The organism is Meiothermus sp. Pnk-1 (genome assembly GCF_003226535.1).
GTDB lineage: Bacteria > Deinococcota > Deinococci > Deinococcales > Thermaceae > Allomeiothermus.
The window spans coordinates 1-15,126 of sequence record NZ_QKOB01000015.1 but is presented as its reverse complement, the minus strand read 5'-3'; the positions used below and the strand labels follow the sequence as shown (position 1 = coordinate 15,126).

Below are 15,126 nucleotides of genomic sequence, written 5' to 3'. Positions count from 1 at the left end.
CGAACTAACGCCGCGCCCGGCGCAGCCCGGCATCTGGCCAGATCCCATCCGCGAGCAAGTGCATCCACTGGGAGACGAAATACCCCACCACGGCGCTGTAGCACACCGGCTCCGGCGGAAGCCGCACCTGGCCCCGTAGGTCGAGCCGGACCCCTAGGTAATGAAGCAGCGCCTCCCCTCCAAACCACAGCAACGTCCCCATCAGCGCCATATAGGCCAACCGGGTTAGCGGCCCCACGATCCAGGTATGCGACCAACCCCGGTGGGAAAAGATGAGCCCATAGGGGACCCACAGCCAGCCCAGGATTCCCCAGTTTCCCTTGGCCCTTACCCGTTGCTCGGCCAAATCCAGGTCTGGGGTGACCAAGAAAGTCCCGATCAAATAAGCCACAACAAATCCAAAGGCTGCGGGCTCGCTCACCCCGAGGTGGTTCTGTTGATACACATAGCCCGCGGAAAGCAACCCTAAGGTTCCCAAGTTGATAGCTTCGTGCGTCCGTCCAGCCGGCATCCGTTCTAGTCTACCCCGAGCGGTGTTTGTCGTAAACATAATCCTTGCCCCAAATTTTGTCTTTTGGCCGATTTCTCCTTGATTTTCCGTAACTAGCCCACTATGCATTTCATAGCCCAAGCGGAAAATACCCTCTGTAGCCGAATTCTGCCGTGCAACAATGGCTAGCCCTTTAGCGTACAGAAAGGGCATCTTGCCGGGCTTTGGGGTGACTTTTGGGGGCAAAAGCTGGGGTTCTCACGCAGCGAGGGCTCCTTCATGATATAGTCAAACGCGTGACGCCGGAGGCCAAGGTTGCCGATAAGCGAGAAGCGATCCTCGAGGCAACCATCAAGGTCTTACAACAGCGTGGTCTCTCAGGGTTGAAGGTGGAAGAAGTTGCCCGCGAGGCCGAGGTGGGCAAGGGTACTGTTTACTTATACTTCCAGGACAAACGGGATCTGCTCAAAGCGCTGGTAGAGCACCACGCGATTTCCTTTTACCGCGACGTGGAGCAAGTCGTCGTGCAAGACCGCCCTTTCGCGGAAAGGTTGCGGGAGGTGCTGGCCCTCAGGCTCGAGTTCGCCTCACAGTGGCGGGGTTCGTGGGCCTCGGTAGCCAGGGAAGCTCACCCGGGCGATCCCTCGGGCTGGCTGAAGGGCTTGCGCGAAACCTATCTAAGGCTTCTGGAAGTACTGGTACGAAGCGGTCAGGATCGCGGCGAAGTTCGCCGCGATCTAGACCCTAGCCTCACCGCAGCGGTGTTGGACGCCATCAACCCGCAGTTTGAGCTACCCCGGCAGGCGTACCTCGAGCACTTCATGGAGGTGCTCATGAAAGGAGTGGGCCAGTGAAAGAGTACCGTCCAGGCGACAAGGTGGTTCTGCCACCCTATGGGGTTGGCGTGGTGGCGAGCATCATGCAGCGCACGATCTCTGGCAACCAACGGGCCTACTATCAAGTGGAGTTTCCCAATACCCGTTCGAAAGCCTATGTGCCCGTAGAGTCCCCCCAGAGCGCACGGATGCGGCCCGCTTTGTGCCGTGAAGAGATCAAGGAGATCCTCCATCTCCTGCGCAATGGGCGTCTCTCACTACCGCGCCAATGGGCTGCCCGGCACCGTAAGACCAGCGAGATCCTGGCCGAAGGTGATCCCTACCGCATCGCCACCCTCGCTGGGCAACTGCGGGCTTGGGAACTCGAGCGGGGCCTGCCCGACCTGGACCGCCAGGCCTTTCGCCGCGCCATCCACCTACTAGCCGAGGAAGTCTGCCAGGCCCTAGAGGTGAGCCTGGAGGAAGCCCGCGCCATGTTTGAAAACGCCTGGGGGGAGGAGCTGAATTAGCCAAGGCCTCCAGTCGGAGGCTTTTACTTTTGGCCACCCCAGCGGCCAAGCTGGCTCCCGGTGGCCCCCAAGAGCAAAGCCCGAGGAACACTTCCTCGGGCTTCTTTCCTGGCTCCGCGGGCAGGACTCGAACCTGCGACCAATCGGTTAACAGCCGACCGCTCTACCGACTGAGCTACCGCGGAATGTTCTGGGCCCACGCCTCAGGGCGTCAGGGCAAGGGCTAATATAGCAAAGCCCCTCCACCTTGGCAAGAGCAAAAAGGCAATGCTTCACCCTCAAGGGCTTTCAGGCTTAGACTTGGATGCGCTACGCATGAGGCGCAGCGGGGCTTGCACCTGGCTCTGGTTTCGCGCCTGCCCTGGCTTAGTTTATGTACTGCGCCGGGGCGGAGAGCCTAGAGGGAACCAGCAAGCCCCTGTTAGATTAGACCATCACGGAGACCCAAAGTAGCTATGGAAGGTCGCATCCCTCCTCACAACCTTGAAGCCGAGGCCAGCGTGCTGGGCTCGGTGTTGCTGGACAGCGAGGTGCTGGACCGGCTCGAGGGCATCCTCACCGCTGAGTCTTTTTACAAGGAGGGCCACCGCAAGATCTGGAGCTGCATGGAGCAACTTCGCCTGCGGGGCGAACCGGTAGATCTGGTGACGCTCTCCAACGAACTCGCCACCCGGGGAGAGCTCGATGTAGCCGGAGGCCTCTCGTATCTGGTAGGGCTCTCGGAGAATACCCCCACCGCAGCCTATGCCGAATACTACGCGCGCATCGTGGCAGAGAAGTGGACCCTGCGCCGCCTGATCGAAGCCGCCGGGGAAGCCATGAAGATGGCCTACGAGGAGTCGGGTAGCCTGGAGGAGATCCTGGATGGCGCCGGGCGAAGGGTGCTCGAGGTGGCCCTGGCGGGCAGCAAAACCGAGTTCCAAAGCATGCGCGAGCTGGTGCACGAGACCTTCGAGCACATCCAGCAGCTTTATGAAAACCAAGGGGCTACCACCGGGCTACGCAGCGGGTTCCGTGAGCTCGACCTGATGATCGGGGGGTTCACGCCGGGATCCTTGAATATCATCGCTGCCAGGCCCTCCATGGGTAAGACTGCCTTCGCCCTAACCATCGCGCAAAACGTGGCCCTGCGCGAGAACATCGGGGTAGCGATCTTCTCCCTGGAGATGCCCGCCGTGCAGCTCGTCACCCGCATGATGTGCTCGGAGGCGCGTATCGACATGAACCGGCTGCGGCAGGGCCAGCTCACCGACCGGGACTTCTCGCGCTTGGTAGACGTAGCCGGGCGTATCGCCGAGGCCCCCATCCTCATCGACGACACCTCCGACATGACCCTGATGGAGCTAAGGAGCCGGGCGCGGCGTTTGATGAGCCAGCAAAAGCTGGGGCTGATCGTGATCGACTACCTGCAATTGATGTCCGGCCCCACCTCGAGCCGCAACGGAGGTGGAGAGAACCGCCAACAGGAAATCGCAGCGATTTCGCGTGGCCTCAAGGGGCTGGCCCGCGAACTCAACGTGCCGGTAATCGCCCTCTCCCAGCTCTCGCGGGCGGTGGAAGCCCGCCCCAACAAACGCCCCATGCTCTCCGACCTGAGGGAGTCGGGCTGCCTCACCGGCGACACCCTGGTGCAATTGGCCGACGGCTCGAGGCAGCCCATCCGTGAACTCATTGGGAAGAGCGGTTTCGAGGTGCTCGCGCTCGACGAGACCACCCAAAGGCTCAAGCCCGCCTGGGTGAGCCGGGCCTTCTCCACCGGCGTAAAGCCGGTGTTCGCCCTCACCACCCGGCTCGGACGCCGCGTCCGCGCGACGGCCAACCACCAGTTCCTCACCCCGCAGGGCTGGAAGCGGCTGGACCAGCTCGCCGTGGGTGATTACCTGGCTCTGCCGCGGAAACTGGCCTCCTCCCAGGGGCAACGCCTCCGCGACGAGGAGCTAGCCCTGCTGGGGCACCTGATCGGTGATGGCTGCACCCTGCCACGCCATGCCCTGCAGTACACCACCCGCGAGCCCGACCTGGCGCAAACCGTGGCCGACTTGGCTCGAGCGGTGTTCAACGAAGCCATCGTCCCTAGGGTCAAGCCCGAGCGGAGGTGGTTGCAGGTCTACCTGAGCGCGGCGCAGCGGCTGGGGCGGAGCAGGCGCAACCCGGTCGCAGAGTGGCTCGAGGCGTTAGGGGTGTGGGGCTTGCGTTCTCACGAGAAGCGAGTCCCCGAGTTGGTGTTCACCCAGCCTGCTCCCGCGATCGCCCGCTTTCTGCGGCACCTGTGGTCCACAGACGGCTGCGTCCTCCTGCGGCAGGGCAAGTCCCCCTACCCCGCCATCTACTACGCCAGCAGCAGCGAGCGGTTAGCTCTGGACGTGCAAACCCTGCTGCTGCACCTGGGGATCAACTCCCGGCTCAAGCGCCTGCCGCAGAAGGGCAGGGGGCGCGACCAGTTCCACGTCATCGTCAGCGGCCGCTCCAGCCTGTTGCGCTTCGCGCGCGAGGTCGGGGCTGTGGGCAGCTACAAGCGCCAGGCCTTATCGCAGGTCGAGGCTTACCTAGAGGCCCGCCCGGAAAACACCAACCGGGACGTGATCCCGCTCGAGCTGTGGCTGCACCCCACGCGGGCCGACCTGGCGGTCTCGGGCCTTTCCCACCGGGAATTACACCGGGCCCTGGGCACGGCCTACTCAGGCACGACCCTCTTCAAGCAAAACCCGAGCCGCGAGCGCGCCCTGCGGATGGCGAAGGCCCCGGGGTCGCAAGCGCTCGAGCGCATTGCCAGCAGTGACATCTACTGGGACAAAGTGGTGTCCGTCGAGGCGGCCGGGGAGGAAGAGGTCTTCGACCTCACGGTCCCCGGCCCGCACAACTTCGTCGCCAACAACATCGTCGTACACAACTCTATCGAGCAAGACGCCGACTTGGTGATGTTCATCTACCGCGACGACTACTACAACCCCCACTCCGAGAAGGCTGGGATTGCCGAGATCATCGTGGGCAAACAACGCAACGGTCCCACCGGCGTGGCCGAACTCCAGTTCCACGCCCAGCACGTGCGCTTCAACGACCTAGCCAAAGACGAGGTGTAATGTGATTGCCCCCACCCGAAGCGGAACACTTCGGGTGGGGTTCGGCCCCATGGGATCTAGCGGGCCGCTTTTTGCGCTTGCCCGAGCCAGTATTTAGCCTCTGCGTTGTCGGGCTGAAGGGCTACCACCTGGCGGTAAGCCTGAACCGCCAGAGCATAGTTCTTCCCTTCGTAGGCAGTGCGGCCCAACCAGTACCAGGCGTCGGCAAACTGGGGGTTGGCCTGGGTGGCGGCCTGAAAACGAGCTAGGGCCTGTAGGCGGTCGCCGGCTTGGTAAGCCTGCACGCCCTCGAAGTAGGCGCGGGCTGCATCGGCCCCGTATTGGGCTGAGAGCTGGGCGACCCGCAGGAAGTACTTGTCCGAAGCGGTAGCCTGGGGCGAGGCCACGATCTGCTGCCAAGTGGCCAAAGCCGCTTGTGCCTGGTTGGTCTCGAGCTGGGTCCGGGCCAACCAGCGCTTGGCCTCGAGCCAGTTGGGAGCAGCTTGGACGGCCGCCTGGAACTGGCTCAGGGCAGTCGCTTTATCCCCGGTCTGGTAGGCGTTATAACCCGTAGTAAAAGCCCGCACCGCGGCCCGGCCATAGGTGGCTACGTCCTGGGAACGGGCCAGGAAGTAAGTGTTGGTAGGGGTGGGCCGGATCTGGTTGGCCCGCTGGTAAGCTTGGCGGGCCTGGGTAGCATTACCCTGCTCGAGGTAGATGCGGCCAATCCACTCGTAGGGCTGAGGATCGCCCGGCAAAAAGTCGGCAGCCGCCTGGAAGTACTCCAGCGCTTGGGCGATATCGCCCCGGTTATAAGCCTCGTAGCCGAGGTTGAGGTCGGTATCCCCAATGGCCTTAGCCACTTCAGGCTCAGCTTGCCCGCCTGTGAGGCGGAGGTACTGGTTGAAACGGTCGTGGGCTCGAGCCCAAAACTTGACGTCGTGGTAGAGCATTCCCAACAGCTTCCAAGCCTCCGCCGACTGAGGGTCGGCCTGGGCGGCGGCCTCAGCCCGCTGGATAGCCTGCTTCCAGGGGGTGGCGTCCACCGAGGGTGCCACCCCGCTCGCCCTAGCCTGCTGGGCCAAGGCCTGGGCCTCCTGGAGAAGCTGCTGAGCCGAGGGGCTTGGTGCAGCCTGTTGCGCAACAGCCAACCCAAACGACAGCGCGATAACAAGCAAAGCTGAACGCATCTTCACCTCCTGGCGCGCCACGGCGCGCGGCAGTTCTCAGGGGTAAGCTTAGGAAGCCGGGCTGAGTCCAAGCTGAAGGCTAGGGCTAAAAAGGACGGAAGCGGGGGGTGCTCGCCCCCCGCTCGCCCTACCCTAAGGCCCTTGGTTCCGATAAAAAGCTGTTTGCATAAAGATGAGAGGTTCCGAAACGCCTGCTTAGGGTAGCTTGACCATAGCACCTTCCACGTTTCACGCCGGTGACGTTTGCCCACCCTCGGAGCCATACGGCAAAATCCCCACCCCGTGACCCAGGTCCAATCGGCCCAGGGAGTGCGAAATGAAGGGTTTACGCTTGCGCGTAACGCCGGCTGCAAACGCGCCCGCTGGAGCCCTAGAGGTTAGATGATCCACCGCCTTTCGCGTATGGCTTGAGCTTTAGGGGGCTCGCCGGTAAACTATGGCCAATATGCGCGGGAGGTGGTTTTTTAGGTAGCCTGCGGGAGTGCCCTTTGGCTCTCGCGGGCGGCCCTGTGCCGCCCGTAGCTTTTGCGAAGAGCGTAGGAGGCGGCTTACTTGATAGTCTAAACCCGGCGATCGGGACCCCGCACGTAACGGAGGAATAATGGACCTAGACCGAGCATTGAGCGAGATCACTGCCGCAGCAAGCCTCGAGGCCCTGCATAGCCTCAAGGTGCAGTACCTGGGCAAGAACGGCCTGCTGACCCAGCAGATGAAGACGCTGGGTAGCCTCACCCCCGAGGAGCGCAAGGAACGGGGACGGCAACTCAACGAGGCCAAGGGGCGGCTGGAGGCGGCCATAGAGGCCCGCGAAGCCGTTTTGCGCGAGAGGGCCTTGCAGGAGCAGCTCGAGAAAGAGGCCCTCGACGTTTCCCTGCCCGGCTATGCTTTCCCCACCGGCGGGCTGCACCTTACCAGCCAGATCCTGCAGGAACTGCTGGATATCTTTCGCCGCATGGGTCACAGCGTGGTCGAGGGTCCCGAGGTCGAGAGCGAGTTCTTCAACTTCGACGGGGTCAACATGCCCGAGTGGCACCCCGCGCGGGACATGCAGGACACCTTCTGGCTGGAGAAGCCCGAGCACTTCACCATCCAAGGGCCCTTCGGCGAGAGCGTCAACGACTTAGGAGGGGCGCTGCTGCGCACCCACACCTCGCCCATGCAGGTGCGCTACATGATCCAGCACAACCCGCCCTTCAAGATCGTGGTGCCGGGGCGGGTGTTCCGCTATGAGCAGACCGACGCTTCCCACGAGGCCATGTTCTTCCAGCTCGAGGGCTTGGTGGTGGGGCCCACCATCACCATGGCCGACCTCAAGGGAGCCATCACCGAACTGGCCAGAGGGCTCTTCGGCCCCGAGGCCAAAGTTCGCTTCCAGCCCACCTTTTTCCCCTTCGTCGAACCGGGAGCCCAGTTCGCCATGTGGTGGGCCGAACGGGAGAAGTGGCTCGAGCTCGGCGGAGCCGGCATGGTGCACCCCAACGTCTTCAAGGCCGTGGACGACTACCGCCAGAAGATGGGCCTGCCCCGCGCCTACGAGGGCATGCGGGGCTGGGCCTTCGGCTTCGGCATCGAGCGGCTGGCCCTGCTGCGCTACGGCATCCCGGACATCCGCTACTTCTATCAGCAAAACCGGCTTTCGTTCTTAAGGCAGTTCAGAAACCAGTAACTTGATTTGTGCTGATCGCATGTCCTACGTCCTACGTCGTACGCCGAACGAAGGGGGCCGACCCGTCGGGTGTATAGGCGTAGCCCGTCCCGACAGGGGATCGTCCCCTAGGTGTACGAGCTTTGCTCGTCCCGATAGGGGATCGTCCTCAGCGTTTAGCGTACGACGTACGACGCAAGTCGCGTTTTGCGCCGGGCGTTCAGCGCAACCGGAGGTTGCAAATGCGAATCGTCTATAGCTGGCTCAAAGAGTTCTTGCCCGACGCACCCAAACCCGAGCGGCTGGAGGAATTGCTCGCCGGGCTGGGGCACGAGACCGAGGCCATCGAGCGCCTAAGCGCTCCTCACCGTAGGGTGGTGTTCGCCAGGGTGCTCTCGGTGGAGGAGATTCCCGGCCTCGAGGTGAGAAAGCTCATCCTCGACGCGGGGCGAGAGGTGCAGGTGATCTCGGGCGCGCCCAACGCCAGGGCGGGGATGGGGGTGGCGCTGGCCCTGCCGGGAGCGGTATTGCCGGGAGGCCTCGAGATTGCGGTGAGGAAGATCCAGGGCCGCGAGTCTTACGGCATGGCCCTTTCGGCCAAGGAACTGGCGGTGGGCGAGTATGCCGCCGGGCTGATGGAACTCCCCGCCGGCGCGCTGCCCCCCGGCACGTCCCTGGCCGAGGCCTGGTCCGAGGATTGGGTGATCGAGCTCGAGATCACCCCCAACCGCGCCGACATGCTCTCGGTTTATGGCACGGCCCGCGACCTGGCTGCGCTGGGCATGACGCTGATCCACCCCGACCCCAGACCCAAAACCGCTTCCATCCCTCTCCCCTTCCGGGTCTGGATCGACGATCCTACAGGCTGCGACCGCTTCACGCTCTGGTACGCCCAAGGGATTCGGAACACCCCCTCCCCCCTCGTCGTCCAGCGCCGCCTGTATGCCGCCGGGATGCGCCCCATCAGCCTGGTGGTGGACGCGACCAACTACACCATGCTCGAGCTGGGCAATCCCCTTCACGCCTACGACGCCCGCTTCATCGGCGAGGGCATCCGGGTGCGGCGGGCCCGGAGAGGCGAAAAGCTGGTCACGCTCGACGGGGTGGAGCGCGAGTTCGACGAGCGCGACCTGCTCATCACCGTCGAGCAGGGGGGTCAGAGCCTCCCCGAGGGCATCGCGGGCGTGATGGGCGGGGCGCGCAGCGAGGTGCGCGAGGACACCACCGAGGTCGCGCTCGAGGTCGCCCACTTCGACCCGGTCTCCATCCGGCGCACCGCCAAGCGCCAGGGGCTCAAGACCGAAGCCAGCTACCGCTTCGAGCGCGGGGTGGACCCCGACGGACAGGTGCGCTCCGCCCTGCGCTTCATGGAGCTGGTACAGCAGTGGCAAGGCGAGGGAGCTCTGGTGGCCGAGGAACACCTCGACCTCAACCACACCCAGCCCCCCAGGCCCATCGCCTTCCGTCCCAGTCAGGCCAACCAACTGATCGGCGCGAGCTTCGCCGAGGACGAACAGTTGGCTGCCCTCAAGCGCCTGGGCTTCCAGGTGGTAGGCGAGGCGGAGCCCTACCAGGTCACGCCTCCCAGCTACCGCATGGACATCGAGATCGCGGAGGACCTGGTCGAGGAAGTGGCCCGGATCATCGGCTACGACAAGATTCCCGTCACCCTTCCCGCCTTCTTCCCCGCCCCCGACAACCTGGGCGTGGACGAGCCTTATGAGGCCAAGGAGCAACTCAAGCGCGTGCTGGTAGGCCTGGGCTTTCAGGAAGTGGTCAACTACTCCTGGAGCAGTCCGGAAGAGCTGGCCAAGTACCGAGCCCCCGCGCCCACCGTGGCCCTGGCCAACCCCCAGGCTTCAGACCGAACCCATTTGCGCACCGCCATCTATCCGGGCCTGCTGCGCAACCTCGAGCTCAACCTCGCCCAGGGCGAGGAAGGCCCCTTCCTGCTCTTCGAGATCGGTAACGTATTCAACCAGACCGAGACCGCCCGGCTGGGGATGCTGCTCTCGGGCGAGGCGGTGCCGGGGTTGTGGCAGCCGGGGCTCGCGGGCAGCTTCTACGCGCTCAAGGGGCTGTTGGAGAGCACCGCCGCGCACCTGGGGGCCACGCTACGGGTCGAGCAGGAGGGCTTTGCCCACCTGCACCCGGGCGTCTCGGGCGCGGTGTACTGGAACGGGCGGAAGGTGGGCTCCATCGGGCAGTTGCACCCGGCCATCGCGGCCCAGGCCGAGCTGCCTACGACCTATCTGGTCGAGCTCGAGCTGCCCCTCCCCAAGGCCAAGACAGCCTTCAAGGACGTGGCCAAGTACCCGGCTTCCCTGCGTGACCTGGCGGTGGTGGTGCCCGAGGCGGTGCCCTACGGCGAGGTCGAGCGCATCCTGCGCGAGAGCGCCGGCGAGTACCTCGAGGCCCTGCAGGTCTTCGACGTGTACCGGGGCAGCCCGCTCGAGCCCGGCCAGAAGAGCCTGGCCTTCCACCTCAGCTTCCGCCACCCGGAGCGCACCCTCACCGACGCCGAGACCGACGGCTACATGCAGAACGTGATCCGGGCCGTCGAGGCAGCGGGGTACGCGATCCGCAGGTGACGCCGATGTTCATCTGCCTCCGCCCTTGCTGAGGCGCCTCCGTATACTGTTTTCCAGGCATGCTAACCTGGCTCGACCTGCTCTCCCTGCTCACGTTGGCCCTGGCCATCGCCGTGGGCGCGCGGCAGGGGCTGCCCTTCACCATCGCGGTGCTGGTCGCCATTTTGGGGTATACCCTGGTTGCTTTAGTGATGCCGGTGGGCGCTCTTCCGCTAGCCATACCGCTCGTGATCGCCCTTTTGGTGGGGTTTGGCGGGGCCTACTTGACCGGTGGCCTCTCCTTACCCCGGCTCAACCCGCTATTAGAGGGCATCGCCGGGAGCGCCGGGGGGCTGCTGTGGGGTGCGTTGCTGGCCTTGGCGATCTGGGTGAGCTTCCCCGCTGAGTTCGTAGCCTCCTCAGGAACCTTGCGCTACCCCTCCGCCCAGCTACCCCTGACCATCCAGCGGGGTGTCATCGAGAGCCCTTTTGCCAATCCCCTCTTCAATTGGGTCAACAGCCAGCCGTTGATGCGCAAGATCCTGCTGCCTCACCTGCGCTGAGGTGAGCCCACCAAGGGGCGCTGCCCTGCCGGCCCCTCTGGCTTGATTAGGGGGTCGTACTCCGCTTGAGCTTGTCGAAAAAGCGCTTGCGGAACTTGGCGACCTTGGGGGCTACCACAAAGGAGCAATAGGGCTGGTGGGGGTTCTTCTTAAAATACTCCTGGTGGTAGTCCTCGGCGGGATAGAACTTCTCGAAGGGCACTACCTCGGTCACGATGGGGTCATCCCAGACCTTGGCCTGCTCGAGCCCGCGAATTACCTGAAAAGCGATGTCTTTCTGCTCGGGGGAGTGGTAGAAGATCACCGAGCGGTACTGCGGCCCCACGTCGTTGCCCTGGCGGTTCAGGGTGGTGGGGTCGTGAATGGTGAAAAAAACCTCTAGTAGTTCACGATACGAGACCACTTGGGGGTCGAAGGTTATCTGTACCACCTCGGCGTGCCCGGTCCTTTTGCCGCAGACCTCCTCGTAGGTGGGATTCTCCACGTGCCCACCCGAGTAGCCCGAAACCACATCGACCACGCCCCGAAGCTCGTCATAGACGGCTTCCAAGCACCAAAAGCACCCACCGCCCAACGTAGCAACCTCAAGAGGCTGGCCCATGCGGCCATTCTGCCAGCGATCTGCGCCCGGCAAGGTGAGCCAGCCGACCGGCCTGGCTAGAGGGCCAAGACCTTCGCCAGCTCGTATTTCTTGCGGTGGATATCCTTGCGTCTTTCTACCGCTTCCCTAAAGGGGGTAAGGCGGATCTCGCCGTCCACCTCGCCCACCGCCACCCCACTGGCCCCGCTCAGGAGGGCATCCACACACCCCGCCCCCAGGCGGCTCGCCAGCACCCGGTCTATGGCGGTAGGGCTACCGCCCCGTTGGATGTGGCCCAGTACCGTGACCCGCGCCTCGATACCCGAACAGGCTTTTACGTCTCGGGCCAAGGCCTCTGCTCCCCCCTCATACCCGCCTTCGGCCACCACCACGATCGAGGAGCGCTTGCCCTTAGCGCTGGATTGGCTGATGACTTCCGCGCAAGCCGAGGCCGGAATGGGATCCTCAGGGAGGACGATGACCTCCGCACCCCCCGCGATGCCTACCTCGAGGGCGATGAACCCGGCGTGCCGCCCCATCACCTCGATGAAAAAAACCCGCTCGTGGCTGGCCGCAGTGTCGCGGATGCGGTCGATGGCCTCGAGGGCGGTGTTCACTGCCGTATCGAAGCCGATGGTAAAGTCGGTACCGTAGAGGTCGTTGTCAATGGTGCCGGGAGCCCCCACTACTGGGATGTGGTGTTCCTCGAGGAGCTTGAGGGCCCCCCGGTAGCTGCCATCCCCCCCGATGCAGACCAGACCGTCGATCCCGGCCTTACGGAGGTTCTCCGCCGCTTTGGCCCGACCCTCAGGGGTCTTGAACTCCGCGCTGCGGGCGGTGAGTAGGATGGTCCCACCGCGTTGCAGGGTGTTGGCTACATCGCGGGGCCCAAGCGGGACAAAATCCCCCTCGATCATCCCCGCATAGCCCCGGCGAATCCCGATCACCTCGAGCCCATATGCGGCCCCCATACGCACCACCGCCCGAATAGCTGCATTCATACCGGGGGCATCTCCCCCGCTAGTGAACACTCCGATTCGCTTCATCCCAACCCTCCCGCTCGCGCAGCCCAGCACCGCTACCTCTACGGCTGCGCCTTTTCATCGTCCTCCGCTGAGGTCAGGAATCCTCGCCGGAGGACCGACTCACCATGAGCCAAAGTATACGCTTGATTGCGCGGAACCCCAGCTTCGACTAGCGCCCTAACCAACGCCTTACCGCGCAACCCTTGGTGCTTGAGGCGCTCGAGCAACTCCTCCGCATTCTGCGTCTCGTGTTTAGGGTCATGCACCTTCGGCGCCAGCACGATCACGAACTCCCCCCTAGGCTCTTGGAAGTGCTCCTGCGCCGCCTCGAGGCTTCCCCTCCATACCTCCTCGTGTAGCTTGGAGAGTTCACGCACCAAGGCCACTGGATGCTCAGGGCCATACAGCTCGATCAGGTCGTCCAAGGTCTTCCGCAGGCGATGGGGGGCTTCATAAAGTACCACGGTGCGACCTCGGGCTATCTGCTCGAGCCGGGCTTTGCGCTCAGAGGATCTTTGCGGCAAGAACCCCTCAAAGGCGAAGCGGGCGGTAGGCATCCCCGAAGCCACCAGGGCTGGGATGAGCGCCGTGGGGCCGGGCAAGACCTCCACCTGCCAGCCCTCTCGCAACGCCAAGGCCACCAGTTCCGCTCCGGGGTCGGAGATACCGGGGGTCCCAGCGTCGGTAGCGTAGGCCACGTAGCCGTATCCCCCGAGCAAATCCTTGGCCCGGCCTATGGTGTGCTGGTCAAGCCGCACCATCTTTTTGTGGAGGCCGTAGTGCTGGAGCAGCACCCCGGTGCGGCGGGTATCCTCGCAAGCCACGACCTCGGCCTCCCTGAGCACTCGTAGGGCCCGCAGGGTGATGTCCTCGAGGTTGCCGATGGGGGTAGGTACCAGCACCAGCCGCATAAGCCCTATCTTACGGGCTCGAGGCCCCCGGGCCAGCCGAAGCCTACGGCTCCTCGCCCGCCCTCAAAAATCTCGCGTGCAGCAGCCAATTCCTCTGGAGGAGTCAAGAGGCTTGACAATGGGTAGGGGGGTTGCTACACTACTTCGTGCTGCTTGAGGGAAACCGAGAGCGGGCGAACCTTGAAAAGGAAGATCAGCAAGCCACAAAACCCTTACCTTTGAACTACACAGGTAATCCTGTGAGCCACTATCGGAGAGTTTGATCCTGGCTCAGGGTGAACGCTGGCGGCGTGCCTAAGACATGCAAGTCGAACGGGCCTGATTTCGGTCAGGCTAGTGGCGGACGGGTGAGTAACACGTGGGTGATCTACCCCAAAGTCTGGGACAACTAGGGGAAACCTTAGCTAATCCCGGATGGTGAGGCTTCTCCTGTGAAGTCTCTAAAGATTTATCGCTTTGGGATGAGCCCGCGGCGCATCAGCTAGTTGGTGGGGTAATGGCCTACCAAGGCGACGACGCGTAGCTGGTCTGAGAGGACGACCAGCCACAGGAGCACTGAGACACGGGCTCCACTCCTACGGGAGGCAGCAGTTAGGAATCTTCGTCAATGGGCGAAAGCCTGAACGAGCGACGCCGCTTGAGGGATGAAGCCCTTCGGGGTGTAAACCTCTGAACAGGGGACGATCATGACGGTACCCTGCTAATAGCACCGGCTAACTCCGTGCCAGCAGCCGCGGTAATACGGAGGGTGCGAGCGTTACCCGGATTTACTGGGCGTAAAGGGCGTGTAGGCGGTTTTCTAAGTCCGGGGCTAAAGACCAGGGCTCAACCCTGGATGTGCCTTGGATACTGGAAAGCTCGACGGCTGGAGGGGGCAGCGGAATTTCCGGAGTAGCGGTGAAATGCGCAGATACCGGAAGGAACGCCAATAGCGAAGGCAGCTGCCTGGACAGTTCGTGACGCTGAGGCGCGAAAGCGTGGGGAGCAAACCGGATTAGATACCCGGGTAGTCCACGCCCTAAACGATGAGTGCTGGGTGTCCGGCTTTCGCTGGGTGCCGAAGCTAACGCGTTAAGCACTCCGCCTGGGAAGTACGGTCGCAAGACTGAAACTCAAAGGAATTGACGGGGGCCCGCACAAGCGGTGGAGCATGTGGTTTAATTCGAAGGAACGCGAAGAACCTTACCAGGCCTTGACATCCTAGGAACCCTGATGAAAGTCGGGGGTGCCCGCAAGGGAACCTAGTGACAGGTGCTGCATGGCTGTCGTCAGCTCGTGTCGTGAGATGTTGGGTTAAGTCCCGCAACGAGCGCAACCCTTGTCCTTAGTTGCTAACGGGTAAGCCGAGCTCTCTAGGGAGACTGCCCGCGAAAGCGGGAGGAAGGCGGGGATGACGTCTAGTCCGCATGGCCCTTACGGCCTGGGCGACACACGTGCTACAATGCCCGGCACAAAGCGCTGCCACATCGCAAGATGGAGCGAATCGCCTAAATCCGGGCTCAGTTCGGATTGGGGTCTGCAACTCGACCCCATGAAGCTGGAATCGCTAGTAATCGCGGATCAGCCATGCCGCGGTGAATACGTTCCCGGGCCTTGTACACACCGCCCGTCACGCCATGGGAGTGGGTTTCACCTGAAGTCGCCGGTAGCCACAGGCAGGCGCCGAGGGTGGGGCTCATGACTGGGGCGAAGTCGTAACAAGGTAGGTGTACCGGAAGGTGCGCCTGGATCACCTCCTTTCTAAGGAG

11 protein-coding genes, 1 tRNA gene and 1 rRNA gene are annotated in these 15,126 nt (G+C 63.3%); 7 read left to right on the top strand and 6 right to left on the bottom strand.

The window, feature by feature from the left end; translation table 11 throughout:
• Positions 1–4: 4 nt before the first annotated feature.
• Positions 5–511 (bottom strand): metal-binding protein, encoded by a 507-nt coding sequence (locus DNA98_RS14850; RefSeq protein WP_110532110.1) that lies wholly within the window; start codon positions 509–511, stop codon positions 5–7.
• A gap of 275 nt (positions 512–786) precedes the next feature.
• Between DNA98_RS14850 and DNA98_RS14845 the strand changes: the two genes are divergently transcribed.
• Both DNA98_RS14845 and DNA98_RS14840 read left to right on the top strand, forming a co-directional pair.
• Positions 787–1,344, top strand: coding sequence for a TetR/AcrR family transcriptional regulator (locus tag DNA98_RS14845; RefSeq protein ID WP_110532108.1), 558 nt, complete (start codon positions 787–789; stop codon positions 1,342–1,344).
• Positions 1,341–1,835, top strand: coding sequence for a CarD family transcriptional regulator (locus DNA98_RS14840; RefSeq protein WP_110532106.1), 495 nt, complete (start codon positions 1,341–1,343; stop codon positions 1,833–1,835). Before DNA98_RS14845 ends, DNA98_RS14840 begins: the two co-directional genes overlap by 4 nt.
• A gap of 109 nt (positions 1,836–1,944) precedes the next feature.
• Here DNA98_RS14840 and DNA98_RS14835 read toward each other — a convergent pair.
• A tRNA-Asn gene (locus DNA98_RS14835) sits at positions 1,945–2,020 on the bottom strand.
• Between the two features lie 270 nt (positions 2,021–2,290).
• On the opposite strand from DNA98_RS14835, the gene DNA98_RS14830 reads away from it, so the two are divergent.
• On the top strand, positions 2,291–4,915 hold the full coding sequence (locus DNA98_RS14830) for a replicative DNA helicase (protein ID WP_110532104.1): 2,625 nt from the start codon (positions 2,291–2,293) through the stop codon (positions 4,913–4,915).
• A 56-nt stretch (positions 4,916–4,971) separates the two neighbouring features.
• Here DNA98_RS14830 and DNA98_RS14825 read toward each other — a convergent pair whose 3' ends face one another.
• Complete coding sequence (locus DNA98_RS14825; RefSeq protein WP_129865674.1) at positions 4,972–6,084, bottom strand: tetratricopeptide repeat protein; 1,113 nt, start codon at positions 6,082–6,084, stop codon at positions 4,972–4,974.
• Between the two features lie 601 nt (positions 6,085–6,685).
• Here DNA98_RS14825 and pheS point away from each other — a divergent pair.
• From pheS to DNA98_RS14810, 3 genes are all read left to right on the top strand, one after another.
• Positions 6,686–7,750 carry a phenylalanine--tRNA ligase subunit alpha gene (pheS, locus tag DNA98_RS14820; RefSeq protein ID WP_110532101.1) on the top strand — a complete coding sequence of 355 codons (1,065 nt, stop codon included), beginning with the start codon at positions 6,686–6,688 and terminating at the stop codon, positions 7,748–7,750.
• A gap of 221 nt (positions 7,751–7,971) precedes the next feature.
• The gene (pheT, locus tag DNA98_RS14815; protein ID WP_110532099.1) at positions 7,972–10,320 is read left to right on the top strand and encodes a phenylalanine--tRNA ligase subunit beta; all 2,349 of its coding nucleotides are present in this window, start codon (positions 7,972–7,974) and stop codon (positions 10,318–10,320) included.
• A gap of 59 nt (positions 10,321–10,379) precedes the next feature.
• On the top strand, positions 10,380–10,862 hold the full coding sequence (locus DNA98_RS14810; protein WP_110532097.1) for a hypothetical protein: 483 nt from the start codon (positions 10,380–10,382) through the stop codon (positions 10,860–10,862).
• 46 nt (positions 10,863–10,908) lie between these two features.
• On the opposite strand, the gene msrA is transcribed toward DNA98_RS14810, so the two are convergent.
• Genes msrA through rsmI form a run of 3 tightly spaced genes read right to left on the bottom strand, consistent with a single transcriptional unit; the run spans position 10,909 to position 13,378 of the window.
• Positions 10,909–11,463 (bottom strand): peptide-methionine (S)-S-oxide reductase MsrA, encoded by a 555-nt coding sequence (gene msrA / locus DNA98_RS14805; protein ID WP_110532095.1) that lies wholly within the window; start codon positions 11,461–11,463, stop codon positions 10,909–10,911.
• Between the two features lie 56 nt (positions 11,464–11,519).
• Complete coding sequence (pfkA, locus tag DNA98_RS14800) at positions 11,520–12,488, bottom strand: 6-phosphofructokinase (protein ID WP_110532093.1); 969 nt, start codon at positions 12,486–12,488, stop codon at positions 11,520–11,522.
• 38 nt (positions 12,489–12,526) lie between these two features.
• Positions 12,527–13,378, bottom strand: coding sequence for a 16S rRNA (cytidine(1402)-2'-O)-methyltransferase (rsmI, locus tag DNA98_RS14795; RefSeq protein ID WP_110532091.1), 852 nt, complete (start codon positions 13,376–13,378; stop codon positions 12,527–12,529).
• Positions 13,379–13,625: 247 nt separating this feature from the next.
• Here rsmI and DNA98_RS14790 point away from each other — a divergent pair.
• Positions 13,626–15,118: ribosomal RNA gene (locus DNA98_RS14790) — 16S ribosomal RNA — on the top strand.
• Positions 15,119–15,126 lie beyond the last annotated feature (8 nt).